Annotated in this window: 21 protein-coding genes and 1 pseudogene; 14 read left to right on the top strand and 8 right to left on the bottom strand. The window is 58.8% G+C overall.

The features are described from left to right. The first annotated feature begins 112 nt into the window (after nucleotides 1–112). Both J2Y83_RS24695 and J2Y83_RS24700 read left to right on the top strand, forming a co-directional pair. Nucleotides 113–1036 (top strand): LysR family transcriptional regulator, encoded by a 924-nt coding sequence (locus J2Y83_RS24695; RefSeq protein WP_253399214.1) that lies wholly within the window; start codon nucleotides 113–115, stop codon nucleotides 1034–1036. A gap of 242 nt (nucleotides 1037–1278) precedes the next feature. After that, nucleotides 1279–1629: a GNAT family N-acetyltransferase gene (locus J2Y83_RS24700; RefSeq protein ID WP_253399216.1), complete on the top strand. Its 351-nt coding sequence runs from the start codon at nucleotides 1279–1281 to the stop codon at nucleotides 1627–1629. Nucleotides 1630–1638: 9 nt separating this feature from the next. On the opposite strand, the gene J2Y83_RS24705 is transcribed toward J2Y83_RS24700, so the two are convergent. Continuing rightward, a complete protein-coding gene (locus J2Y83_RS24705; RefSeq protein WP_253399218.1) occupies nucleotides 1639–2295 on the bottom strand; it encodes a VOC family protein in 657 nt (218 codons plus the stop codon). A gap of 184 nt (nucleotides 2296–2479) precedes the next feature. Beyond that, nucleotides 2480–2923: a tautomerase family protein gene (locus J2Y83_RS24710; RefSeq protein WP_253399219.1), complete on the bottom strand. Its 444-nt coding sequence runs from the start codon at nucleotides 2921–2923 to the stop codon at nucleotides 2480–2482. Nucleotides 2924–3018: 95 nt separating this feature from the next. Here J2Y83_RS24710 and J2Y83_RS24715 point away from each other — a divergent pair, with 95 nt between their 5' ends. Continuing rightward, the gene (locus J2Y83_RS24715) at nucleotides 3019–3981 is read left to right on the top strand and encodes a GlxA family transcriptional regulator (protein WP_253399221.1); all 963 of its coding nucleotides are present in this window, start codon (nucleotides 3019–3021) and stop codon (nucleotides 3979–3981) included. 71 nt (nucleotides 3982–4052) lie between these two features. On the opposite strand, the gene J2Y83_RS24720 is transcribed toward J2Y83_RS24715, so the two are convergent. Further along, entirely contained in the window at nucleotides 4053–4544 is a 492-nt protein-coding gene (locus J2Y83_RS24720; protein WP_253399223.1) for a winged helix-turn-helix transcriptional regulator, read from the bottom strand. 111 nt (nucleotides 4545–4655) lie between these two features. Here J2Y83_RS24720 and fabF point away from each other — a divergent pair, with 111 nt between their 5' ends. After that, nucleotides 4656–5924, top strand: a complete 1269-nt coding sequence (fabF, locus tag J2Y83_RS24725; protein WP_253399225.1) for a beta-ketoacyl-ACP synthase II — start codon at nucleotides 4656–4658, stop codon at nucleotides 5922–5924. A 176-nt stretch (nucleotides 5925–6100) separates the two neighbouring features. After that, complete coding sequence (locus J2Y83_RS24730) at nucleotides 6101–6634, top strand: NADPH-dependent FMN reductase (RefSeq protein WP_253399227.1); 534 nt, start codon at nucleotides 6101–6103, stop codon at nucleotides 6632–6634. 59 nt (nucleotides 6635–6693) lie between these two features. Here J2Y83_RS24730 and J2Y83_RS24735 read toward each other — a convergent pair whose 3' ends face one another. Together J2Y83_RS24735 and J2Y83_RS24740 are read right to left on the bottom strand one after the other, a co-directional pair. Continuing rightward, a complete protein-coding gene (locus J2Y83_RS24735) occupies nucleotides 6694–7728 on the bottom strand; it encodes an alpha/beta hydrolase family protein (RefSeq protein ID WP_253399229.1) in 1035 nt (344 codons plus the stop codon). Between the two features lie 117 nt (nucleotides 7729–7845). Beyond that, nucleotides 7846–8709, bottom strand: a complete 864-nt coding sequence (locus J2Y83_RS24740; RefSeq protein ID WP_253399231.1) for a LysR family transcriptional regulator — start codon at nucleotides 8707–8709, stop codon at nucleotides 7846–7848. 108 nt (nucleotides 8710–8817) lie between these two features. On the opposite strand from J2Y83_RS24740, the gene J2Y83_RS24745 reads away from it, so the two are divergent. After that, a complete protein-coding gene (locus tag J2Y83_RS24745; protein ID WP_253399233.1) occupies nucleotides 8818–9210 on the top strand; it encodes a tautomerase family protein in 393 nt (130 codons plus the stop codon). A gap of 117 nt (nucleotides 9211–9327) precedes the next feature. Here J2Y83_RS24745 and J2Y83_RS24750 read toward each other — a convergent pair whose 3' ends face one another. Beyond that, on the bottom strand, nucleotides 9328–10203 hold the full coding sequence (locus J2Y83_RS24750) for a LysR family transcriptional regulator (protein WP_253399235.1): 876 nt from the start codon (nucleotides 10201–10203) through the stop codon (nucleotides 9328–9330). Nucleotides 10204–10334: 131 nt separating this feature from the next. Between J2Y83_RS24750 and J2Y83_RS24755 the strand changes: the two genes are divergently transcribed. From J2Y83_RS24755 to J2Y83_RS24780, 7 genes and pseudogenes are all read left to right on the top strand, one after another. Further along, on the top strand, nucleotides 10335–11372 hold the full coding sequence (locus tag J2Y83_RS24755) for an SDR family oxidoreductase (protein WP_253399243.1): 1038 nt from the start codon (nucleotides 10335–10337) through the stop codon (nucleotides 11370–11372). A 17-nt stretch (nucleotides 11373–11389) separates the two neighbouring features. Next, on the top strand, nucleotides 11390–11947 hold the full coding sequence (locus J2Y83_RS24760; RefSeq protein WP_253400444.1) for a histidine phosphatase family protein: 558 nt from the start codon (nucleotides 11390–11392) through the stop codon (nucleotides 11945–11947). A 419-nt stretch (nucleotides 11948–12366) separates the two neighbouring features. Next, complete coding sequence (locus J2Y83_RS24765; protein ID WP_253399252.1) at nucleotides 12367–13299, top strand: chemotaxis protein CheV; 933 nt, start codon at nucleotides 12367–12369, stop codon at nucleotides 13297–13299. Next, on the top strand, nucleotides 13247–14515 hold the full coding sequence (locus J2Y83_RS24770; RefSeq protein WP_307513576.1) for an HD-GYP domain-containing protein: 1269 nt from the start codon (nucleotides 13247–13249) through the stop codon (nucleotides 14513–14515). The genes J2Y83_RS24765 and J2Y83_RS24770 overlap by 53 nt, the downstream gene beginning before the upstream one ends. A gap of 443 nt (nucleotides 14516–14958) precedes the next feature. Then, a pseudogene (locus tag J2Y83_RS29940) lies at nucleotides 14959–15909 on the top strand (PDC sensor domain-containing protein); the annotation flags it as partial. A gap of 111 nt (nucleotides 15910–16020) precedes the next feature. Further along, nucleotides 16021–16809, top strand: a complete 789-nt coding sequence (locus J2Y83_RS29945) for a methyl-accepting chemotaxis protein (RefSeq protein WP_437181030.1) — start codon at nucleotides 16021–16023, stop codon at nucleotides 16807–16809. A gap of 158 nt (nucleotides 16810–16967) precedes the next feature. After that, nucleotides 16968–18407 carry an ArnT family glycosyltransferase gene (locus tag J2Y83_RS24780; RefSeq protein WP_253399256.1) on the top strand — a complete coding sequence of 480 codons (1440 nt, stop codon included), beginning with the start codon at nucleotides 16968–16970 and terminating at the stop codon, nucleotides 18405–18407. Nucleotides 18408–18422: 15 nt separating this feature from the next. Here J2Y83_RS24780 and J2Y83_RS24785 read toward each other — a convergent pair whose 3' ends face one another. Continuing rightward, nucleotides 18423–18911: a TIGR00645 family protein gene (locus tag J2Y83_RS24785; RefSeq protein WP_017847323.1), complete on the bottom strand. Its 489-nt coding sequence runs from the start codon at nucleotides 18909–18911 to the stop codon at nucleotides 18423–18425. Between the two features lie 163 nt (nucleotides 18912–19074). On the opposite strand from J2Y83_RS24785, the gene J2Y83_RS24790 reads away from it, so the two are divergent. Continuing rightward, nucleotides 19075–20898, top strand: coding sequence for a hypothetical protein (locus J2Y83_RS24790; RefSeq protein ID WP_253399258.1), 1824 nt, complete (start codon nucleotides 19075–19077; stop codon nucleotides 20896–20898). Between the two features lie 6 nt (nucleotides 20899–20904). Here J2Y83_RS24790 and J2Y83_RS24795 read toward each other — a convergent pair whose 3' ends face one another. Continuing rightward, on the bottom strand, nucleotides 20905–21222 hold the full coding sequence (locus tag J2Y83_RS24795) for a hypothetical protein (RefSeq protein ID WP_253399260.1): 318 nt from the start codon (nucleotides 21220–21222) through the stop codon (nucleotides 20905–20907). Nucleotides 21223–21323 lie beyond the last annotated feature (101 nt).

Here is a 21323-nt window from a genome sequence, read left to right on the forward strand (position 1 = left end):
CGAGCTGTCCAGGCCGAGGCGCGCGATCGTTCGTACACTCTAGTTAGGATACAATCGAAGATAAACGGGCTTTTATTCCACTTATAGTGAACCAAAAGGATGTAATCGAGTTGTGGACAGTCTTAGTGGGGTGATCTCATTCGTAAAAACCGCCGAGGCGCTCAGTTTCATAAGCGCCGCCAGGGCGCTGGGGATTTCTGCCTCGGCCGTGGGCAAAAACGTCGCCAAACTTGAGGCTTCGCTGAATGTACGGTTATTGCACCGCAGCACCCGCAAAGTCAGCCTGACTGCGGAGGGACAGTTGTTCTATGAACGCTGCCGCAAGATCCTCGACGATCTTCAAGATGCCCGGGCGATGCTTTCCCATGCAACACAGGAACCCCGTGGAAAGTTACGCGTCAGCTTGCCCACTATCGGTTATCGCTTTCTCTTGCCCCATATGGCGCGATTCCGCAAAACCTATCCGGAGATTGAGCTGGAACTGGATTTCAACGACCAGTTGGTGGATGTGATCGATGAAGGCTTTGACGTAGTGATTCGCAGCGGTGGGCAGGCCGACTCCAAGCTGATGGCCCGAAAGTTGGGGCCTTTTAAGTTTGTCCTGTGCGCATCGCCTGACTATCTGCGGCGTAAGGGACGGCCCGTCACTATCAGTGACCTCGAGCATCACGAGTGCTTGCGTTACCGATTTGTCACAACGGGTAAAATAATGGACTGGAGTATGTCTTCGGCGCCCCAGTTCACGCAGTTGCGCCTGCCAACCGCTCTGACATTGAACAATATGGAAGCCATGCTGATGGCCGTGGTGGATGGGCACGGTGTCGCATTTGTCCCGGACTTCCTGGCGCGCGAAGCTATCGCCCAGGGGCGCCTGGAAACGGTGCTCGACGGTCACAGCGAAGATCAAGGGCAGTTCTGGGCATTGTGGCCGTCCAGTCGCCATCTTTCACCGAAAATCCGGGTATTCGTGGACTTTGCCGCCGAGCATCTATTTGCCATTCCTTCCGTAGACAGCCCAGATGCAACGCGCTCATGAAGCACTGTCGCGACCGCGCCGTCCTTATAGGTTGCGGCGGCTGTGCCGGTAATCGCTGACCGTCCGCTGTGGCCAGTTCACTGCCAATCATAGTTACGAAGCGTGCTGGTCAGATCGAATGCAAACGGGTGGTCAGGTGGAGCGCAATATTCCAATTGGTATTCAAACGAAAAATTAAAATCACTATTAATGTTATTAATCAACAATTTACTTAGCCAATTCAGATTACCCACCAGATCGCCATGTGGCTGGACGGGCGTTCGCCGCAGACGTACCGGGACGCGATCGTGGGCGGCAACGTGTGGCTGGCGCAAAACGATGGGGTCCTAGGGTTTGTCGAGGTTGACGGGCATGAAGTCAGCAAACTGTTCATACGCGGCAGCGGAGCGCGCCAGGGTATCGGCAGGCTGCTGTTGGAGACGGCCTTGCAAAAGATACGTGAGGCTGGCCATTCCAAGGCCTACCTGGAGGCGACTCTGACCGCAGAAAAGTTCTACCAGCACCACGGTTTTCGCAAGATTGGCGAAGGCATATTCTCCCGAGGCAACAGCCCGGTCTCCATCGAGATCATCAAGATGGAACGGGCCCTCTAGGCCAATGCTTCACCAGTTCACAATCATCGGCAACCCAGGACGGAAATCGCGTGTCTGGCCGCTGGCGCCATGATCGATTTCCAGTAAGAGCAGATGTTCATCACCCTGAACAATTTCAAATCCTTTCAGTTGGTTTGCGCAGTTGGCAGGGGCCGAAAACGCGTGGCGGTCGGGCGTGATAACGCGCAACGATGTGATCTCGCGAAAGCCGTTGGGATGTTCAAACGGCTGCGCTCGCTCAACAGGCGCCTCATCTGGTCTCTTGGCAAACGCAAGAAAAAACCACATCGGTTCGGATATTGGCGCATGCCCCACGTCGACTTTCAGCGCGGCGGGTAAGTAAGCAGGTCGATACGCCCAGACCGGAAATAGTGGTTTCTCGTCTACGCTGGAGGGTCTGAAGCAAACTCCAAAGGGCGAGGCGACGCCATCCGTACACGTGAGGCGGTCAAAGAGTTGGGTTGGCGCGGTTAGCTGACTTTGAGCGTCTGACTCATCGGTGAGATGTAAAAGCTCAATGAACGAATTTCGGAAAAAGAACCTTCTGTTGGCCGTGCCTTGGCCGGGGTGGACGTTTGGCGTTCCTTCAGCCAGCCCGAGGTTTTTCAGAGCATCGGCGCCTCGACCGTCACCATTCACACAAATAAAGATGTGATCTACTTCCATCGTTAATTCCCTTTAATCCCGTGATTTGATTGCGCATTTATTCGGCAACAAGCCAACAACCTCACTCGCCCACCGCATCGGTAGACGTGAGAGTACGTCTTTCAGATCAGGCCTGCGGATCGTGCGGACATCGATGCCTGACGCCGTACAAGGCTGGCAGGTCGTCTTGCTCGCCCAGCCTATCCTAGTCAGCGAGATGCCCGTATCCGGCTGCACGGGTGAAGTCGGCCAAATGCCAGATCTCGCCGTTCGCCCCCCACGTTCCATCAACAACCTCCTCGATCTGTATCGAGCTCAGCAACCGGCGCTGATCCCCCGCGGCCAGGCTCGATTGTATGGCGCCATGCAGTTCACTCACGTAGCGCTGGCGCATCGGTGCATCAAGCACGCCGGCAGGCACCTTGACGATGACCATGCACGGGACAACCTGGGCATGAGGAGCAACGCCTCCGCACAGCCATTGATCGGCCTGCACTTCCTCGATCAACACCCAGCACAACATACGTTGCTGAGGGGCATCGCCCATGTGTTCATTAATCATTGCCACGTCGCTCACGCTGCGAAGCAACTGGTGGCGTTGTGGCAGGTTGAAAGCGCCGGTAGGCACCTTGATCAGGATGTTTGGCATAGCGAAACCTCGCGGTTGACTGGAGGCGCCATTGGGCCAGTTATCCCGTCTCTCGATAAGTGACCGATTCGTCTTCTTTCGGGCATAATCGGACAATGTACGATTTCACTGTCCTCGTCTTTCCCGGGTCGTTCGCCTCAAGCGTCGCAGCCACCCTGGACATCCTCGGCACCGCCGCCACACTGGCGCAGCGGCGCGGCCTTGCCGTGCCACGCTGGCGCGTTTGTGGGCCGCAACCAGGGCTGATTACGCTGGGCCACGGCATGCTGTTGCAGGTTGACGCGCTGACCACAGACGTCGAGGACAACTCCTGCTGGGTCATTCCGGGCCTTGGCATCAGCGACTTCGACGCGCTGTTGCAGCGTCTTGAGGAAGACTCGGTCCTTCAGACACTGCCAGCGCTGAAGGCACATGTGAATCAAGGCAAGGAGATTGCAGCTTCGTGCTCGGCGGTGTTTCTCCTGCATGCCGCAGGGTTACTCACCGGGCGACGGGTGACGACTTCCTGGTGGCTCGCCCCCTGGCTGTCGCGCATGGCGCCTGACTGCATTGTCGACCCCAACGTCATGGTGCTCCGCGATCCGCCCCTGACGACCGCCGGCGCAGCCTTCGCGCAAACTGACCTGATGCTGCACCTGCTGCGCAGACGTCTGTCGCCGGAGCTCGCCGACGCGGTGGGCAAGGCCCTTCTACTCGATGGCCGACAGTTGCAATCTCCCTTCATCAACCCGGCAATCATGGCTCAGGGCAATACGCTGGTCGCCAACCTCTCCGCCTATATAGAAGCACAACTGCCCCATCCGCCCAGTGTGCCAAGCCTTGCAGCGCACGTCGGCATGTCTGAGCGAACGCTGTCCCGGCACCTTCAAAAAGCGACCGGTCTTTCAACGCGGAATCTGATCCAACGTGTGCAATTGAACCGAGCCCGCGTGCTGCTGGAAACCAGCAGGCACTCCGTTGAATCTATCGCCGCACAGGTGGGATACCAAGATGCCACGGCCCTGCGGCGACTCATGCGCCGCCTGTTGAACGCGTCCCCAAAACAACTGCGCCAGTAAGCTCTAACCGCTGACAGTCTTTAAGTCCCGCACTCATCCACTGCACGGCGCCTCAATCGACCTGGCAAGGCTCAATCCGGCTCAGCCATGGACCCAAGCCGCTGACGCATGCCCGCGCTGGCAGCGGGTCCGGCCTGCACGCTGCACCGGTCCAAGGGCACAAGACGGCCATCGGCGACATCCGCCATCATCGGCAGCACCGGCCGCCCCGTCTCCCTCTCGACAATCTGCACGCTTTCCCCTTCCGGCGCGTAATGGCGATTGCCCCAGGCCACTAAGGCCATGAGCACCACGCGGAAATCTTCGCCCTTGGCAGTCGGCACGTATTGGTAGCGCAAAGGGCGCTGACTGTAAGGCTGACGCTCGAGCAGGCCCGCTTCCACCAGCGAGTTCAAGCGCCTGGTGAGCATGTTCGGGGCAATATCCAGGCTGCGGGAAAACTCCTCGAAGCGTCTCAGGCCATGCAGGGCATCGCGCATGATCAAAATGCTCCACCACTCGCCAACCCTTTCCAGGCTACGGGCGATCGGGCATTCAGCATGGATGAGGGTCTTGCGCTGCATGACAGCTCCTTACAGGGGTTCAAACATTTGGTGGTCCGGCATGTTACTTTCATAATGATAGTAACGTCCATATGTCGTTACCCCCCCATAAACAGAAAGAACTGGATCATCATGAACAAACGCATTGTCGTTACAGGCATGGGCGCGCTGACCCCACTTGGCTGCGGAGTCGAGCAAATATGGCAACGCCTGCTGGCTGGGCAGTCGGGAATCCGCCGGTTGCCACCGGAGCTGATCGGCGATCTGTCGATCAGCATCGGTGGCCAGGTTCCCGACCGTATCCAAGACCCTGAGGCCGGCTTCGATCCGGATCTACTGCTGGCACCCAAAGAACAGCGCAAGATGGACCGCTTCATTCTGTTCGCCCTGGCAGCGGCCCATGAAGCGCTGACACAGGCCGGCTGGGCGCCGCAAACCCCAGAGGCGCAGGAGCGCACCGCCACCATCATCGCTTCGGGCGTGGGCGGATTTCCGGCGATTGCCGAAGCCGTGCGGACGACTGACAGCAAAGGGCCGCGGCGCTTGTCACCCTTCACCATCCCGTCATTTCTCAGCAATATGGCCGCCGGTCATGTCTCCATCAGTCACGGTTTCAAGGGGCCGCTGGGGGCTCCGGTGACAGCATGTGCGGCGGGCGTCCAGGCCATCGGCGACGCTGCACGGATGATTCGCGCGGGGGAAATCGACGTAGCGCTCTGTGGCGGGGCGGAGGCGGCCATTCACCGGGTCAGCCTGGCTGGCTTTGCTGCCGCACGAGCCCTCTCGAGCGATTACAACGACACCCCGGAGCGAGCCTCGCGCCCCTTCGATCAGGCCCGCGATGGTTTCGTCATGGGTGAAGGCGCCGGCCTGCTGGTCATCGAAGAGTTGCAACATGCCTTGGCACGCGGCGCCAGACCCATCGCCGAACTGGTGGGCTATGGCACCAGCGCCGACGCATACCACATGACCGCCGGGCCCGAAGATGGCGACGGCGCCCGCCGGGCCATGCAGCAGGCATTGCGCCAAGCCGGCGTGGAAGCATCCCAGGTTCAGCACCTGAATGCCCACGCCACCTCGACCCCGGTGGGTGATAAAGGCGAGCTGGCGGCAATCAAAGCCCTGTTCGGCACAGACAGCGGCCTTGCGATCAGTTCGACTAAGTCCGCCACTGGCCACCTGCTGGGTGCTGCGGGAGGGATCGAGGCGATCTTCACCGTACTTGCGCTGCGCGATCAGGTGGTTCCGGCAACACTCAATCTGGAAGCTCCGGATGCCGCTGCCGAAGGCCTGAACCTGATTCGCGGCCAGGCCCAGCACCTGCCCTTGGAATATGCACTGTCCAACGGCTTCGGTTTCGGCGGGGTCAACGCCAGCGTGCTGTTCCGACGCTGGATTTAAAACCGGGTATTGCGTCCGGTTTCAGTGTTGTTGAGGTCTCAGCACCGATAGGTCGAGACCTCAGCATCTGGTTCTGCCAATCCCCCTACTGACCGCTGGATTGCTATACCGCAATGGTGCATGAAGCTCAGCGCGTGCCAAACTTCACCGATTCACGAATCACAAACGGAATTGAAATGGTGCGTCTGCTTGCTGTTTCGGGAAGCCTGCGTCAGGCCTCCTCCAACTCGATTTTGCTACGCGCAGCTGAGCTGCTATGCCCCGAAGGGGTCCAGGTCGCACATTACGAAGGCATCGGTGACTTGCCTCACTTCAACCCGGATCTGCTCGAAGATCCCCCCGAGGCGGTCATAGCGTTACGCGCAATTATCGGGCAGGCGGATGGGCTGTTGATTTCGTGCCCCGAGTACGCCCGAGGTATTCCCGGCGCATTCAAAAACATGCTCGATTGGCTCGTGAGCAGTGAAGAGTTTCCGGGCAAGCCTGTCGCGCTGTTCAACGCATCGCCCAGAGCCAGTCATGCGCAAGCCGCATTGCGGCTGGTCCTGGAGACGATGTCGGCGAGCATCATCGAGGACGCGTCAATGACGGTGAACCTCCTGTCCAGTCAGTCGAGTGCTGAGGGCATTGCCGCCGACCCGGTGATAGGCCCACAGATGAGTACTGCGCTCGGCGCGTTTAAACGGCGTCTCGAAACTCAAGAGCTTTGACATGGTTTGTCGAGTGGTTGGCCGCACACGGTGATTTCCAACACTGGCAGCCAGTGCCTCTACTGACTGGCTCTTGCAAGCACCCACTGGTTTATCGTTTCAAGCGCGCCTGGTGCGTAGGCATGACGACTTTCCATCAGGAACCTGATCGTGGTGAACCAGGACCATTCACTGGTGAGTTGCGTGTTGTAGGAACCCGCCCTCAAGAGCCCATGGGTTGCATCCGGTATGACTTCAATCCGATTGGCGCGATGATTGCCCCCAACCGTCTTTCGGAAGAGGGTTGCGTTGGCTTCGGGGTCGACATTCAGATCGTCCGCGCCCCACAACGCGAGCAGTGGAATGTCGAGTTTTTCCAAGGCCCCGGTTGCGTCTTCGTGAAGATTGCGCCGCACAAACGCCCATCGCTCGGCGCTCATGCCGTCCAGAAGGGCAACCGGCGGCACCTGCGCAGAGGCAAACAAACGCTCATCGGCGGCGGCGATCTGAGCCATCGTTGCGTCGATGTCAGCCGCGGACATCCCGGAGCGTTGCAACCGCGTCCGCGTGTAATAGTCGCCTTGCCGTTGCCAGGATACGGCGCCTCCGACCAGCACAAGAAAGTCCGCATCCCCCGACGCCAGGCGCGGCAGTACCCAGCCGGCTTGTGAAAAACCAAGCGCACCGACAGGCATTCCTGGCAGCTTACTGCGCATGGCGGACAACGCGCTGCGCACATTCACGTAGCGGTCCGTCATGGACTGGCTGAGCCAATTCCCCGGCGAGTCCCCGATGCCCGGTTTATCCCACGAAACAACCGCAATGCCTGCGTCGAGCAGCGCGTTGATGAGTGGATCGTAGCCTTGCTGCGACGTGCGATCCTGGGGGCCATCCCCGTGAACCAGAACGACTGCCGCTGTTGCAGCGTGGTCAGGCAGCCAGAGCGTACCGACCAGGCGCAGTCCATTTGCGTCGAATGCAAAAGGTTCGCTGGCTCTGCGATCCAGACCATAAGTGTCAAGCCGCGCAAGAACAACCAAAGCGGTAGCCACGATGAGACAAACGACGCAAATCAACTTTACGCGGTAACGTTTCATCCAGATTTCTTTATGCATAGTCACTCCTTTTTTCCTTTCAAGAGTCCCGGCCGATAGGCTCGAATCTCAGTGCCAATCCCTGACGCAGTGCATGCATTTCGCAACTCCCGTAGCCGCTGCTGGCTCCTCGGACGATTAACTGAACTGGCTCGCAAGCATTTCCCGAACGGCACTTACCAATTGGGATTCGCCAGGACGAGGGGGCAACAGACTGAACTCAACATCCGGCAATACCGGTAAATGTTGCGCCGCCCCGCAGACCTGCGCCCCCATCGGTACAGCGGAGGCATTCAGACAAGCGACACCCAACCCTGCCAATAACGCGGATTGCAGCCCCGCGACGCCGGACGCCGAATGCGCAACCACGTAGGACACCTCGTGCGCCTCCAAGGTCTCTCTGGCGAGGCGCTGTAGGCTGCAGCCCTGCGGCAGAACCAAAAGTGGCAACGGGGTATTTTCCTCCCGCTCGGCCTCGAACCCCGCGACCGACACCCAACGCAACGCCTCCCTTCGCACCGGCAAGCCCTCAGGCAGGCTGCGCCCGTCGAGAATTCGCATGGAAAGGCCGATATCGAATTCACCGGAATCCGCCCCGCTCTCGATTTGCAGGCTCTTGCGTACCGACACATGCAGGCGAAGGTGCGGATAGCGCACTCGCAGTGCCTTCAACAGGTCGGCGATCGAGCTGGGCAGAAAGTAGTCGGTGATGGCCAGCCGCAACTCGCCGACAAAGGTCACACCACGCACGCTTTCAAGGGCACGATCACTCAAGGCCAGCATGTCTCGTGTATGGACCAATAAGCGTTCGCCAGCCGGTGTCGGCCTTACGCCTTTTTTACCCCGCTCCAGCAACGTAACCCCGGTGAAGGCCTCGAGCTTGCGCAATTGCTCGCTTAACGCCGACTGCGACCGACACAACTTAGGCGCTGCCTCCGCGAGGCTGCCTGACTCCATCGCAACCGCGAAGGCTCGCAACAGTTCGAGATCAAAGGGACGCATGCTCATCCTGCCGTTTTTCCGAAGGATACGATCATATCTTCCGGCTTTTCAGCACTCAAGCCACTCCTTACTCTAAGCCAGACATTTACTCCCGACGAGGACTCCAACATGCCCGGCATCACCCTTAAAATCTCTGGCCAACCTGACCTTGCGCGAATCCAGGGGATCGTGTCCCAGCTCACCACGCTAACCTGCGATGTGCTGGAGAAACGCCCGGAGCAGACGCTTGTGATGGTGCATTTCGTGCCTCATGAGCAATGGTTCATCAACAGTCGCTCGCTGGCCGAGCTGGGTTACAACTCGTTCCGCCTGGAGGTCACCATCACGGATGAGACGAACACCAAAGCGCAGAAGGCGCGCTTTCAGCGTGAGGCTTTCGCGCTATTGGCCGAGGAAATCGGCAACCTGCACCCACACTCCAACATCCACGTCATTGATTGCAGGGCCAGTGCCTATGGGTATGGTGGCGTGAGCCAAGAATATAAACATCACCACCCCTGAGACCCAAACCCGCGACACAGGGAATGACGCGTAACCGAAGGCGAGTCTTCCTCGCTCTTCAAGGCATCCCCAAACGCTCTCGGCGCCTGCCGATCTGAGATGTTGTCAGCTCGCCCTTTAACGCGTGCCGACGTGAAGGACTTCGAGCAATACCTGCTCCAAGATGTCAAAGAAACTCCTGATGTGCGCCTGTTTCAACGCCTGAGGCCGGGTGACCAGATAGACCTCCATCCCGGGGAGTTCAAGCTCCGGGAACAACTCGCTCAGGTCCTTCGCCAGAATACGCGGCAGTACCGCCACGCCCATGCCTTGCCGCACCGACTCCAGTTGGACGGCGAACGAGTTCACGCTGATCTGCGCACGGTCCAGACCCGCAGCCTTTGCGGCACGCATTTGAGGCAGCATATCCAGCGGAGGAAGCAAGGCGATGTTGACCGCTGTAGCCAGGGTCACGCCTGGAGAACGCTTCAAGTACCCCGCATCGGCGAAGACGCCGTAGGCGAGTTTGCCTATGGGTCGATAAATCAGCGATGGCTCGCCCAGGTGTGCTGTGCGTACAGCAATATCGGCCACACCGCGGACGATCTTGTGAAAGTCGGCGGTGACCAGTAACTCCACGGAGCAGCGCGGGTGCAGGGACGTAAAACGATTCGCGGCGTCCAACACACAGGCAGAAAACCCCTCCCCGACACTGACCAGGACACTGCCAGATAGCTCTGCTTGCTCACCGGACAGGTCCGCCGCCGTTTGACGCCTCAAGCCTGCTTCCGCAGCCAGGGCAACTTCCACCAGGGATTGGCCTCGCGAGGTCAGCCAGCAGCCGTCAACGCCTCGTTCAACGAGCGGCTCACCCAGGGCAACTTCCAGTTGGGTCAGGCGACGGGACACGGTCGACGCCGCGACCCCCAGCAGTTGGCCCGCTTGAAGAAAACTGCCACGCCGCGAGACGGCCAACAGCAGACGCAGATCGTCCCAATTTGCCTGCAACGCCATACCTCTCATCCTCCAGGGTCTGCATATATGCAAAGCCATTATGCAGTAGTCGCTGTTTTTCGGATGCGACCTCAACGGTATATCTAGCGGCCTTCGAAACGACTGGAATGGAATGTATGACTATGGCTCCCATGCGCAACGCATTCGTCACTGGCGCAACCGGCTTGCTGGGAAACAATCTGGTGCGGGAACTGGTCGCACGTGGCTACACCGTCAAAGCCCTGGTCCGTTCAAGAGCCAAAGGTGAGCAGCAGTTCAACGACCTCCCGAGTGTCGAACTGGTGGTTGGCGACATGGCCGATGTCGACGCGTTCGCAACATCGCTGCACGGCTGCGATACGGTGTTTCATACGGCGGCGTTCTTTCGCGATAACTACAAGGGTGGCAACCACTGGGAAGAACTCGAAAAGATCAATGTCGCCGGTACGCGAGACCTGCTTCACCAGGCCTACGGCGCGGGAATACGCCGGTTTGTGCATACCTCGTCGATTGCCGTGCTCGACGGAGCCCCTGGCACCTCTATCGATGAGACATGCCTACGGGCCGAAGCCGATGCGGATGACTACTACCGCAGCAAAATCCTCGCTGACCGTGTCGTCTTGACCTTTCTTGAAACCCATCCCCAGATGCATGCCTGCATGGTTCTGCCCGGCTGGATGTGGGGGCCTGGCGATATGGGCCCGACGTCCTCGGGACAATTGGTCAAAGATGTCATCAACGGCACGTTACCCGGGTTGATCCCCGGCACCTTCTCCGTCGTCGATGCCCGTGATGTGGCATGGGCCTCGATTGCCGCAGCCCAGAATGGACGGCGAGGAGAGCGCTACCTCGCGGCCGGTCGCAACTTGACCATGCGCCAGTTGGTACCTGTCCTGGGACGTATAGCGGGCGTCAAAACCCCTGCTCGGCAACTGCCACTGCCCGCGCTCTACCTATTGGCGGGAGTGCAAGAGGTCTACGCGCGCCTTACCGGCAAGCCCATTTTGCTGAGCATGGCGACGTTGCGCCTATTGATACGAGAGGAGCACCGCACCTGTTTTAACCACCGCAAAAGTGAACAAGAGCTAGGCCTGAGTTTTCGCGTGCTGGAGCAGACCATTTCTGACACTGTGGCGTGGTATCGGAAACATGGCTGGTTTAAGCCAAACAAGGACGAAAACACACAGTGAGCAAGACAATCATCCTGATGCGTCACGGCCAGCCAAAGCTGGCCACGACCGAAAAAATCTCAATGCTCGAGATGAAAGACTGGATCGAGCAATACAACCACTCCGAAATCATCCGCCATCCGGCTCCGGATGCCAGCACGCAACTCGCCGCCACCGCCACGGTGCTCGTTTCAAGCAACGCACCGCGTGCATTGACCTCCGTCCAGGCGCTAGGGCTGGAGCCGGCGGTCGTTGACGCGCTGTTCTGCGAAGCGCAACTGCCTCACGGTGACTGGCGACGTCCCCGACTCTCTCCGTTTACCTGGGCATTTATCTTTCGGGTCTTATGGCTGTGCGGTTACTCGCGCAATGTCGAGTCCGCCGGCGCCGCGAGGCTGCGCGCCAACACGGCAGCTCAACGGCTGCAGTCCCTTGCCGATGAGGGGCCGGTTTTGCTGCTCGGTCATGGCGTGATGAATCGAATGATTGCCAAACAACTGCTCGCCGACGGTTGGACCTGCCAACAGCGTAACGGCAGCCGATATTGGAGTGCGTCGGTCTATCAATACGGTGGTGTATCAACGGTGATCGGCTGATCGCCCGTAACCGTCTGGGCAGCCCGAACCTTGTGTATCAGCGCACCAATATGAGGCGCTGGAGCGCTCGTTCAACTTGACGGGCAAAGCCTGGGCATTGCGCTACGGCCCTGTCGGCTTGAAGGGAGGCTCGGCCGGAGATTCGACGGTTGCGTCTCCCCGGCGCCTCGAACGACATGAATTGCCGAACTTCGCGGGCAGTCTAAAAGACATCGATCTAAATCATTCTCAACAATAACAAATAGCAAGTTAGCCAACTAACTATTTAAAACATCCGTGCGAATAGACACTCACCTGCCCTCATATCGTTTTAACCATAAATCTTGCCAGTCTTTTCTTTCACATATATTTTACATCCCCCTACATATGCTAATGTCATTACGACATCAACGTTGTCCACCAGGATGCAAGGAGTGTGTATGACCGGAGTATTGGCCTCAGTTAACAGCCGCACACAACTGGTCGGGCAGAACAGGCTCGAACTGTTGCTATTCCGCTTCAACAATCAGCAACTGTATGGGATCAACGTGTTTAAAGTCCGGGAAGTTATACGCTGCCCGAAATTATCCTCGATACCAAAGTCTAATGGCAACATTTGTGGCGTGGCCAATATCCGAGGTGTCTGCATCCCTATTCTTGACCTTGCCATGGCAACGGGACTGCCCGGGGTCGAGGATCAGGAAAGCGCTTTTATAATACTTACGGAGTACAACAATCGCGTTCAGGGCTTCCTCGTCTACGCGGTCGAGCACATCGTCAATTTGAACTGGGAAGACATTCATCCGCCGCCCAAGGGCAGTGGTGAGAACAACTACCTGACGGCCGTCACCCGCACGGACGATCGCTTGGTCGAGATCATCGATGTTGAAAAGGTGCTGACAGAAATATCGCCATCGTCCGAGGAAATATCCAGCGGCGTGATCGATCACGACGTCAACCAGCAAGCCCGACACCTGCGTGTGTTGACCGTGGACGACTCGATGGTCGCGCGCAAACAGGTGACCCGCTGCCTGGAAACCGTGGGCGTCGAGGTGGTGGCCTTGAACGATGGCCGACAAGCGCTTGACTACCTGCGCGCCATGCTCGACGAAGGGCGCAAGCCAGATGAAGAGTTTCTGATGATGATCTCCGACATCGAGATGCCGGAGATGGACGGCTACACCTTGACCGCCGAGATCCGTAACGACCCGCGCATGGCCAACCTGCACATTGTGCTGCACACCTCGCTCTCGGGGGGCTTCAACCAGGCCATGGTCAAGAAAGTCGGCGCCGATGACTTCCTGGCCAAGTTCCGCCCCGATGACCTCGCCGGTCGTGTCGTCTCACGTATCAAAGCCGCCAACCCGAACTGACGCTCTATCACTACAACACTCAAGCCAAGGAGGCTGTAAGGAAGCAAATAAGAACAAAATCAACAGAGGGCAGATCATGTCGAAATGTAATGAGCTCTATCATCTAGTATCAGGCAACGAGGCCAGGCCATTCTGGAAGGGTGGCGCGCGCGATGCGCAGTCGGACATCCAGTGCGCCATGGGCTGTGGCGCGCAGCTTGCCGAGACGCCTCAATTATCAGACCCGGCCCCTGCGCCCACAGCGGCTGCGATCGCCCCCACCGGCATGAACGAGGAGTTGGTCGCCGCCCAGGAAATCTGTGCCCGCGCCAAGACCGCCGTGGTCGAAATGTTCAGCCATGCCCGCATGGGCCGCGCCCTGGAGCTGGAACATATCGGCGCGCTGGTCGACGATATTTCCTCTTCGATCGCACGTCATCCCAATGCCTTTATCAGCCTGGCACGCCTGAAAAGCCTCGACGATTACACCTATATGCATTCGGTCGCCGTGTGCGCACTGATGATTGCCCTGGGCAACCAGTTGAACCTGCCTGCTGCGTTGATTCGCCGAGTGGGAATGGCCGGCCTGCTGCATGACATCGGCAAAATGGCCATACCGGGCGCCATCCTCAACAAGCCTGGACACTTGAGCAGTGACGAATTAGAGCTGGTCCGCACCCACCCGCTGGAAGGCGAGAAAACCCTGCTCGCGACCTCGCAGTTGTGCGACTTGGTCGTGGATGTCTGCCTGCACCACCATGAACGGGTCGACGGCAGCGGCTACCCCCATCAGTTGGCGGGCGACCAGATCAGTCTTTTTGCGCGAATGGCCGCCGTTTGCGATGTCTATGACGCAATCACCTCGGACCGATCCTACAACCAAGGCTGGGACCCCGCCGTCGCCATTCAGCAAATGTCGACCTGGGACGGGCATTTCGATGATGAGGTGTTCCGCGCGTTTTTGAAGTCCGTGGGCATTTATCCGGTCGGGTCTATCGTTCAATTGAAAAGTGGCAGTATCGGCGTGGTGATCGAACAGCATCCCGACTCATTATTGACGCCAAAAATAAAGTTATTCTTCTTGCCGGTGTTAAATATCTACATCACCCCAAAAATAGTCGACCTGAGTGATCCCGAACAAACCGATCGCATCATTGCGCGCGTGCCGCCACAGCGCTATGGCTTTAAAAATACCGAACGTTTATGGCTCGACGATAAGGTGTCCGAACAGAACTAAGCGACTACCCAGCTGTACCGCATTTATATGCCTAAGCAGCCCATGATCAAGCAGTAAGCCTTGCGAACAAAAACAACTGAAATGCCGACATCCAATTATTTCGGCAACTACTAGCGTGGGCAGGAAATATCATGAAATTCAACTCATTACAGACTCAGATTTGCTTCACCGCCGGACTCTGCCTGTTAATCTCTTGCGCGAGCCTGGTGTCATATGGGTTGTACTCCTCAACCGCCAATCAAGCCTACGTGGGCACTGAAGTTTCAGCATTGATTGAAAGTGCCACCATCCGCGAAGTGCAAAACCTGGCGGAGTCCCGTGCCAACGCCATCAAAGCGAAACTGCAAAATGCCTTGGACTCGGCACGCACGCTGGCCAATACGCTGGGTGCGAGTAAAAGTGCGCAAAGCCCGCTGGCGCTGGGCCGCGACCAGATCAATACGATGTTGCTCAGCGTGCTCAAGGACAACCCCGAGTTCAACGGCACGTATTCGTGCTGGGAGCCGGATGCGCTGGACGGCCAGGACCAAGCGTTTCGTAACAACGAGGGCGGCAACAACCCGTTGACCGGCCGCTTCACGCCCTATTGGACACGCAGCTCGGACGGCCATGTCGCGGTACAACCGCTGGTCGAGTACGACTCCGATGCCCGCCACCCCAATGGCGTGCTCAAGGGCGGCTGGTACAGCGGCCCCCGGGATACCCAGAAAGAAAGCGTGCTCGACCCCATCCCCTACGTGGTGCAAGGCAAAAATGTGTGGCTGACCACGCTTTCGGTGCCGATCACCGCCAATGGCAAGTTTTACGGCGTGGTCGGTGCGGACTTCGACATTTCGTTTATCCAGAAACTCAGCGAGCAAATGTCCGCCGACCTCTATGACGGCAAAGGCTCGGTGTCGATCCTGAGCAATCAGGGGCTGGTGGTGGCCGACAGTAAACGGCCAGAACTGATCGGCCAGCCATTGAAGGCATTGCTACCCGACACCTGGGATAAGGTGCTGGCCAATGTGCAGAAAGGCCAGGGCGACAGCCGCATGAACCAGGACTCGCAGGAAATCGAAGTACAGATGCCGATCACCCTGGGTCGCACCGGAAAACCCTGGGCCATCTTGATCCACCTGCCCAAGGCGGTGGTCATGAGCCAGGCCATTACCCTGGAGAAGGAACTGCAATCGCGTGGCGTCAGCAGCAGTATCTGGCAGATCTCGGTCGGCCTGGGCATCTCATTGCTGGCATTGCTGGCGCTGTGGTTCGCTACCGCAAAAATCGTCGGGCCGATTCGTGAAGCCGCCGCCTTGGCTGCCAACATCAGCCTGGGGGATTTCTCGCGTCGCCTGGTGCAAAAATCCGAAGATGAAGTCGGCCAGTTGTCCTTGGCCTTGAACGAGATGTCTGAAAGCCTGCAGCGTCAGGTCCGTGTGGCTGAACGTATCTCCGAAGGCGATCTGGACCTGGAGGTGCGGTTGTCCTCCCCCAACGACACGCTGGGCAAGTCCCTGGAGAAAATGGTCGGCAACCTGAACACCTTGATTTCCCAGGTACAGGCCAGCGCCACGCAAATCACCGGCAGCTCCGCACAGGTCACCGAGTTGAGCCAGTCGTTGTCCGACGGCGCGTCCAATTCGGCATCGTCCATCACTGAAATCAGTGCCGTCATGACGCAGATGGCCGCGCAGACCTCCGACAACGCCGCCAATGCGAAAAAGGCCGACGAACAATCCCAGGCCTCACGCGCCGACGCAGGGGAAAGTGACAAGCTGATGAGCGAATTGATCGCCGCCATGGCGGAAATCGACAATTCGGGCAAAGACATCACCGCCATCATCACCACCATCGACAACATCGCCGCCCAGACCAACCTGCTGGCCTTGAACGCAGCAATCGAGGCGGCACGCGCCGGGGAATTGGGCCGCGGCTTTGCCGTCGTCGCCGATGAAGTCAGGAGCCTCGCCGCCCGCAGCGCCGAAGCCGCCCAGCAAACCGCGGCGCTGATCGCCGACTCGTCGACCAAGACGCAACGCGGCATGGTCATCGCCGGTCGCACGGCCGACTCGTTGAGAAACATCGTCACCGGCACCAGTACCGTTTCCAGCCTGGTGTCGTTGATCTACCAAGCCTCCAGTGAACAGGCTTCCGGCTTGCAGCAGGCCAGCATCGGTCTGGAGCAGATCGATGAAGTCACCCAGCAGAATCAGGCCAACTCCCAACAGTGCGCGGTGGCCGCCCGCAACCTGTCGGAACGGGCCAGTTCCATGCAGCAAGGGTTGAGCCGGTTTAAAGTCAAAGCGACATAACGCCCATCTGCAGTGAAGCCGGGGCGGAAATAAACCACCGCCCCGGTCCCGCCGCACAATTCCTGTGCCCATTCATGAAATATTAAGAATCGCCTCCCTATACTCACCGACTGCGAGCCGTTCCCCCGAACGGTCCCCTGCCCCGGTAGCCAGCCCCAATGACGCGTCCCGTTCCTCTGCTGCTCCTGCTTGCTGGTCTGTTGTTCTTCTTCGCCCTTGGAAACCATGAGCTGCAAGGCTCCACCGAAGCCCGCGTCGCCGGGATCGCGATGGCCATGCACCTGGACAACGATTGGGTGGTGCCACGCCTGTTTCGTGAGCCGTTCCTGGAAAAGCCGCCCCTGAGCCTGTGGCTCGACGCCGGCGCGATCCGCTTGTTTGGCGGCACACCCTGGGCCGTGCGCCTGGCCTCGGCGTTTGCCGGGTTGTTCAGCGTGATGCTGCTCTACGGGATGCTGCGCCGGTTCGGGCGACCGCAGATCCTGGCGTTCTGCGCGGCACTGATCCTGGCGACCATGGCCAGTTACTGGGGCAACGTGCGCGGCGTGGGTGAAGATGCGTTGCTCAGCCTGGGCGTGACTACCGCGCTGCTGGCGTTCTACCAGGCGATGCGGCCGGCGTCCGAGCGCCAGGGCTCAACCGCCTGGGCCTGGGCCCTGTTTACGGCCGGGATGGTGGTCGCCACCCTGAGTAAAGGCGTGCTGGGCCTGGCGATGCCGGGCATCGTGATCTTTGTGTACCTGGTGTGTACCAGTTGGATGGACAAACGCCTGCGCATCGGCGATTGGCTGCGCCCGGCACTGTTTACCCTGTTGGCCTTGGTGCCGCTGCTGATCTGGCTGGGGTTTCTGTTCCAGCGCGGCGGGATGCAGGCGGTGGGCGAAGTGCTGTGGACCAACAGCGTCGGGCGGTTCAGCGGTTCGTTTGTCGAAGCCGGGCATTACGAGCCGTTCTACTACTACATCGCCAAACTGCCCGAAGCCTTTTTGCCGTGGAATATCCTGGTGTACCTGGGGCTTTGGCACTTCCGCAAAAGCCTGGTGCACAACCGCTACCGTCTGTTTTTCTGCGTCTGGCTGGTGGCGCAATTTACCCTGCTGACCCTGGCCTCCAGCAAGCGCACGGTGTACCTGATGGCGCTGACGCCAGCCGCCGCCGTACTGGCTGCGGAGTACGCGCGGGTACTGCTGCAATGGCTGAAAGATCACAAACCGGCGCTGTATGCGCCGCATAAAATCGTGATCGGCGGCGCGTTCACCCTGCTCATCGCCTGCTACCTGGGCGCGGCATTCTGGTTCGCGCCAAAAGCCGACAAAAAACAGTCGTTCGTGCCCGTAGTGAGTCAGATCCAGGCCCTGCAGGCCGAAGGCAAAAAAGTCGCATTGTTCCGGCCCAACGAGCGCATCGACGGCGCCAGCGTGTTTTATCTGCAGGCCTACTTGCCGATTCTGCAAACCGAGCCAGAACTGCGCAGTTACCTGACCGCCGCCCCCGGCAACGTCGCGCTGCTGGATAACACCGACCAACTGACCGGCAAGGTCACGGTGATCAAGGAAATGGCAATCAGTCGCCAACCTTACTACTTCATCGAGCAGTAAGGCGGGCGCGGGGGATCAGTGCTTGGTGAGCTTGTCCAGGTAACCCATGGCGAACGCCGATACCACGAAGGTCATGTGGATGATCACGTACCACATCAAATGCTGCGGATCGACGTTCTTGGCGTCCATGAAGATGCGCAGCAGGTGGATGGAGGAAATCGCCACGATGGACGCGGCCACTTTCATCTTCAGCGACGAAGAGTCCATGGTCCCCAGCCAGTTGAGCTTTTCCTTGTTTTCATCGATGTCCAGCTGCGAGACGAAGTTCTCGTAGCCGGAGATCATCACCATCACCAGCAGGCCGCCGACCAGCGCCATGTCGATCAACGACAACAGCAGCAGGATCACTTCCGATTCGAGCATGCTGAAGATATTGGGAACGACGTGAATGATTTCCTGGAAGAATTTCAGTGCCAGGATCAACAGTCCCAGGGACAGCCCCAGGTAGATCGGCGCCAGCAACCAGCGCGAGGCGTACATCGTATTTTCGATAAAGCGTTCCATTGAATCTCACACAGCTTGGCTAGAAATGGCGCCGAGTATACCAGCCGCTTCCAAACACCTGTAACCGTGAGAAAACTGACCTGAGCGGCATCTGTGAGAGAATTTTTCTGCTAGTGTCGGGCCCATCAACTCGGCTCAAAGACGTCGGACAGGAAAACTCAAGATGATGGATGTGCGTTCCCCTTGGGCCAGCATCGGCCTGTGTGCGGCATTGCTGCTGGCCGGCGGCTGCTCTCCCAGCGATGAGAAAAAGCAGACCACCCTCGAAGAGAAAACCACGCAGTTCGAACAGTCGCTCGACAGTATCCAGGACCCCAAACTGCGTGACGCCATCGCCGACCTTGGCGGTTCGCTGCTGTTACTGGAACGGGCGCGAGTCAAGCTCGCCACCAAGCCCATCGAAGCCGAATACGGCGAAGACAGCCTGGCGCTGCTCAAGCACTACCCCACGCCCCAGGCGCTGGTCGACACCTATATCAACGGCCTGTTCGTACTGCGCAAGACCTCCCACTCCGACTACCTGACCGATCTGCAGCCGGTGTTCCCGTTCAACTTCAACACGCCCGACCAGTTCCCCTTCCCCCACGGCCTGGAATGGCAGTCGGTGACGTTGAGCAACAACAAAGTCATCCCCTTCCAACCGGAATGGTCGGAAACCGATCCCGGCATCCAGTTGAGCCCCAGCAGTTCCAACCTGACCAACCCCGATGACCTGACGGTGACCTACCCGTTCATCGACGGCATCGAGACGGAAAACAAGAGCCAGCCGCAGCCCGTCAGCCTCAAAGGCACGGTTGAGGTCATCGCACCGGGCAAGGTGCTGACGTTCGATTTGTCGAAACAAGACGTGGGCCACCCGCGCACCGAAGGCACTATCACCCTCAACCTGCTGAGCCTGGAAAAAAACTACGCCGAGATCGAACTGACCAACCACGAACCGCTGGCGGCGGAGGTCGGCGACGAATCACCGAGCCCTTTGCTGGTGCAGGCCCGCGACAGTACCGGGCAGTTCCTCACGCGCTCGGGCTCGATCAACGAAAATGCCGCGCAGGTGGCGTTCTACGAAAAACAACTGGCGCAGATGCAAAAGCAGAAAGCCTGGTCGGACACGTTTGAAAAACAACTGACAGACGAGCAAAAAGCCTTCGAACACCAGCAAAACAGCCATTACGCCAAGGTCTACTTCAACGGCCTGATCGACACGCTGCAGGTCGACGTGCTGGACTTTTCCAAGGCCACGGTGACCCGCAAGGACCTCGACCTGCCGGTGTTGCGCTTCGACAAAAACAGTCTGCAGAAAACCGTACAAGCCTTGCCGATGGCGGTAACGGTGTATGACGACGGCGCTGCCAACTGGCTCAAAAACGCGACAATGACCGAAGACCAGCTGAAAAACAGCGTGACCATCAGCCAGTCCGTCGAAGATGCCAGCGCCGCGCATATCGTGTTTGACCACCCCTTTACCTTCAACGACGAACTGGCAGGCACCGAACGCAACAGCGGCGAAGCGCCGGTGACGTTTTTCACGGCGGATGAAAAAGGCGCGCGCGGCGAACCCATCGAGTTGCCGAGCGAAGCCTTCGAACTGAACCCGGCACGCGGCACCCTCACCTACGACCTCAACCTGTTCCCGGAGAACCCGGCGTTTGTGGTGGGCTCGATTCCGCTGTTCCTGGCCACCATCGACAAAGCCACGATCGAGGTGGCCAAGTTGCCCAAGGGCCTGTCGCTCAAGGACAACGCGCTGATCATCGACCAGGCGCAGTTCCCATCCGACAGCTGGCGCTTCTATGCCAAGGACGCCAGCGGCAACTACCTCAAGGAAATTCTCGGGGTCAGCCACCGCGCCGAGGAATACGGCACGGCGTTGTTTGACGTGCATTACTTCTATGGCCGGCCGACCCTGCTGGAAAGCTACCAGCGCACCGACCTCGGCACCGTGCAGTACGGCTTCGAGGTCAAGCTGGACAAGCCCGAAAGCAAGTGATCGGCGCTACAGGGCCAGGCGTTCCTGCCCATTGTTGAGCAGTCGCAGGTGGGCCTGCACATGCAGGCACCAGATCTGCGGCTCGTCCGCCAGCTCGTAGCCGTGCTGTGTCAGGTTATCGACGATCGTTTGCAGAACGGTCTCGGCCACGAAAGGCCCATGGAACGGACCTTCGGATTTGACGGTGGAAGGCTGCTCGCCGGTCATCCCGGCGGCAAACAGCAACGTCCACATCCCGTTGTCACCCGCGAGAGGGCGAACGGAACATTCGATACGGGTGCCCAAGCCCAGGCACTGGCGGGTGAGGCAAAGGTTGCGCGGCATGGCGGCGACCCTCGGTAGATCAGTGTTCAGCCTCAAGCACGGCGAGACTGTCTCTATCCTGCGACTCCTGTGGATATCCCTAATGCTCAGAATAGAAGAAA

This window comes from Pseudomonas marginalis (genome assembly GCF_024169655.1).
In the GTDB taxonomy this organism is placed as follows: Bacteria; Pseudomonadota; Gammaproteobacteria; order Pseudomonadales; family Pseudomonadaceae; genus Aquipseudomonas; species Aquipseudomonas paraveronii.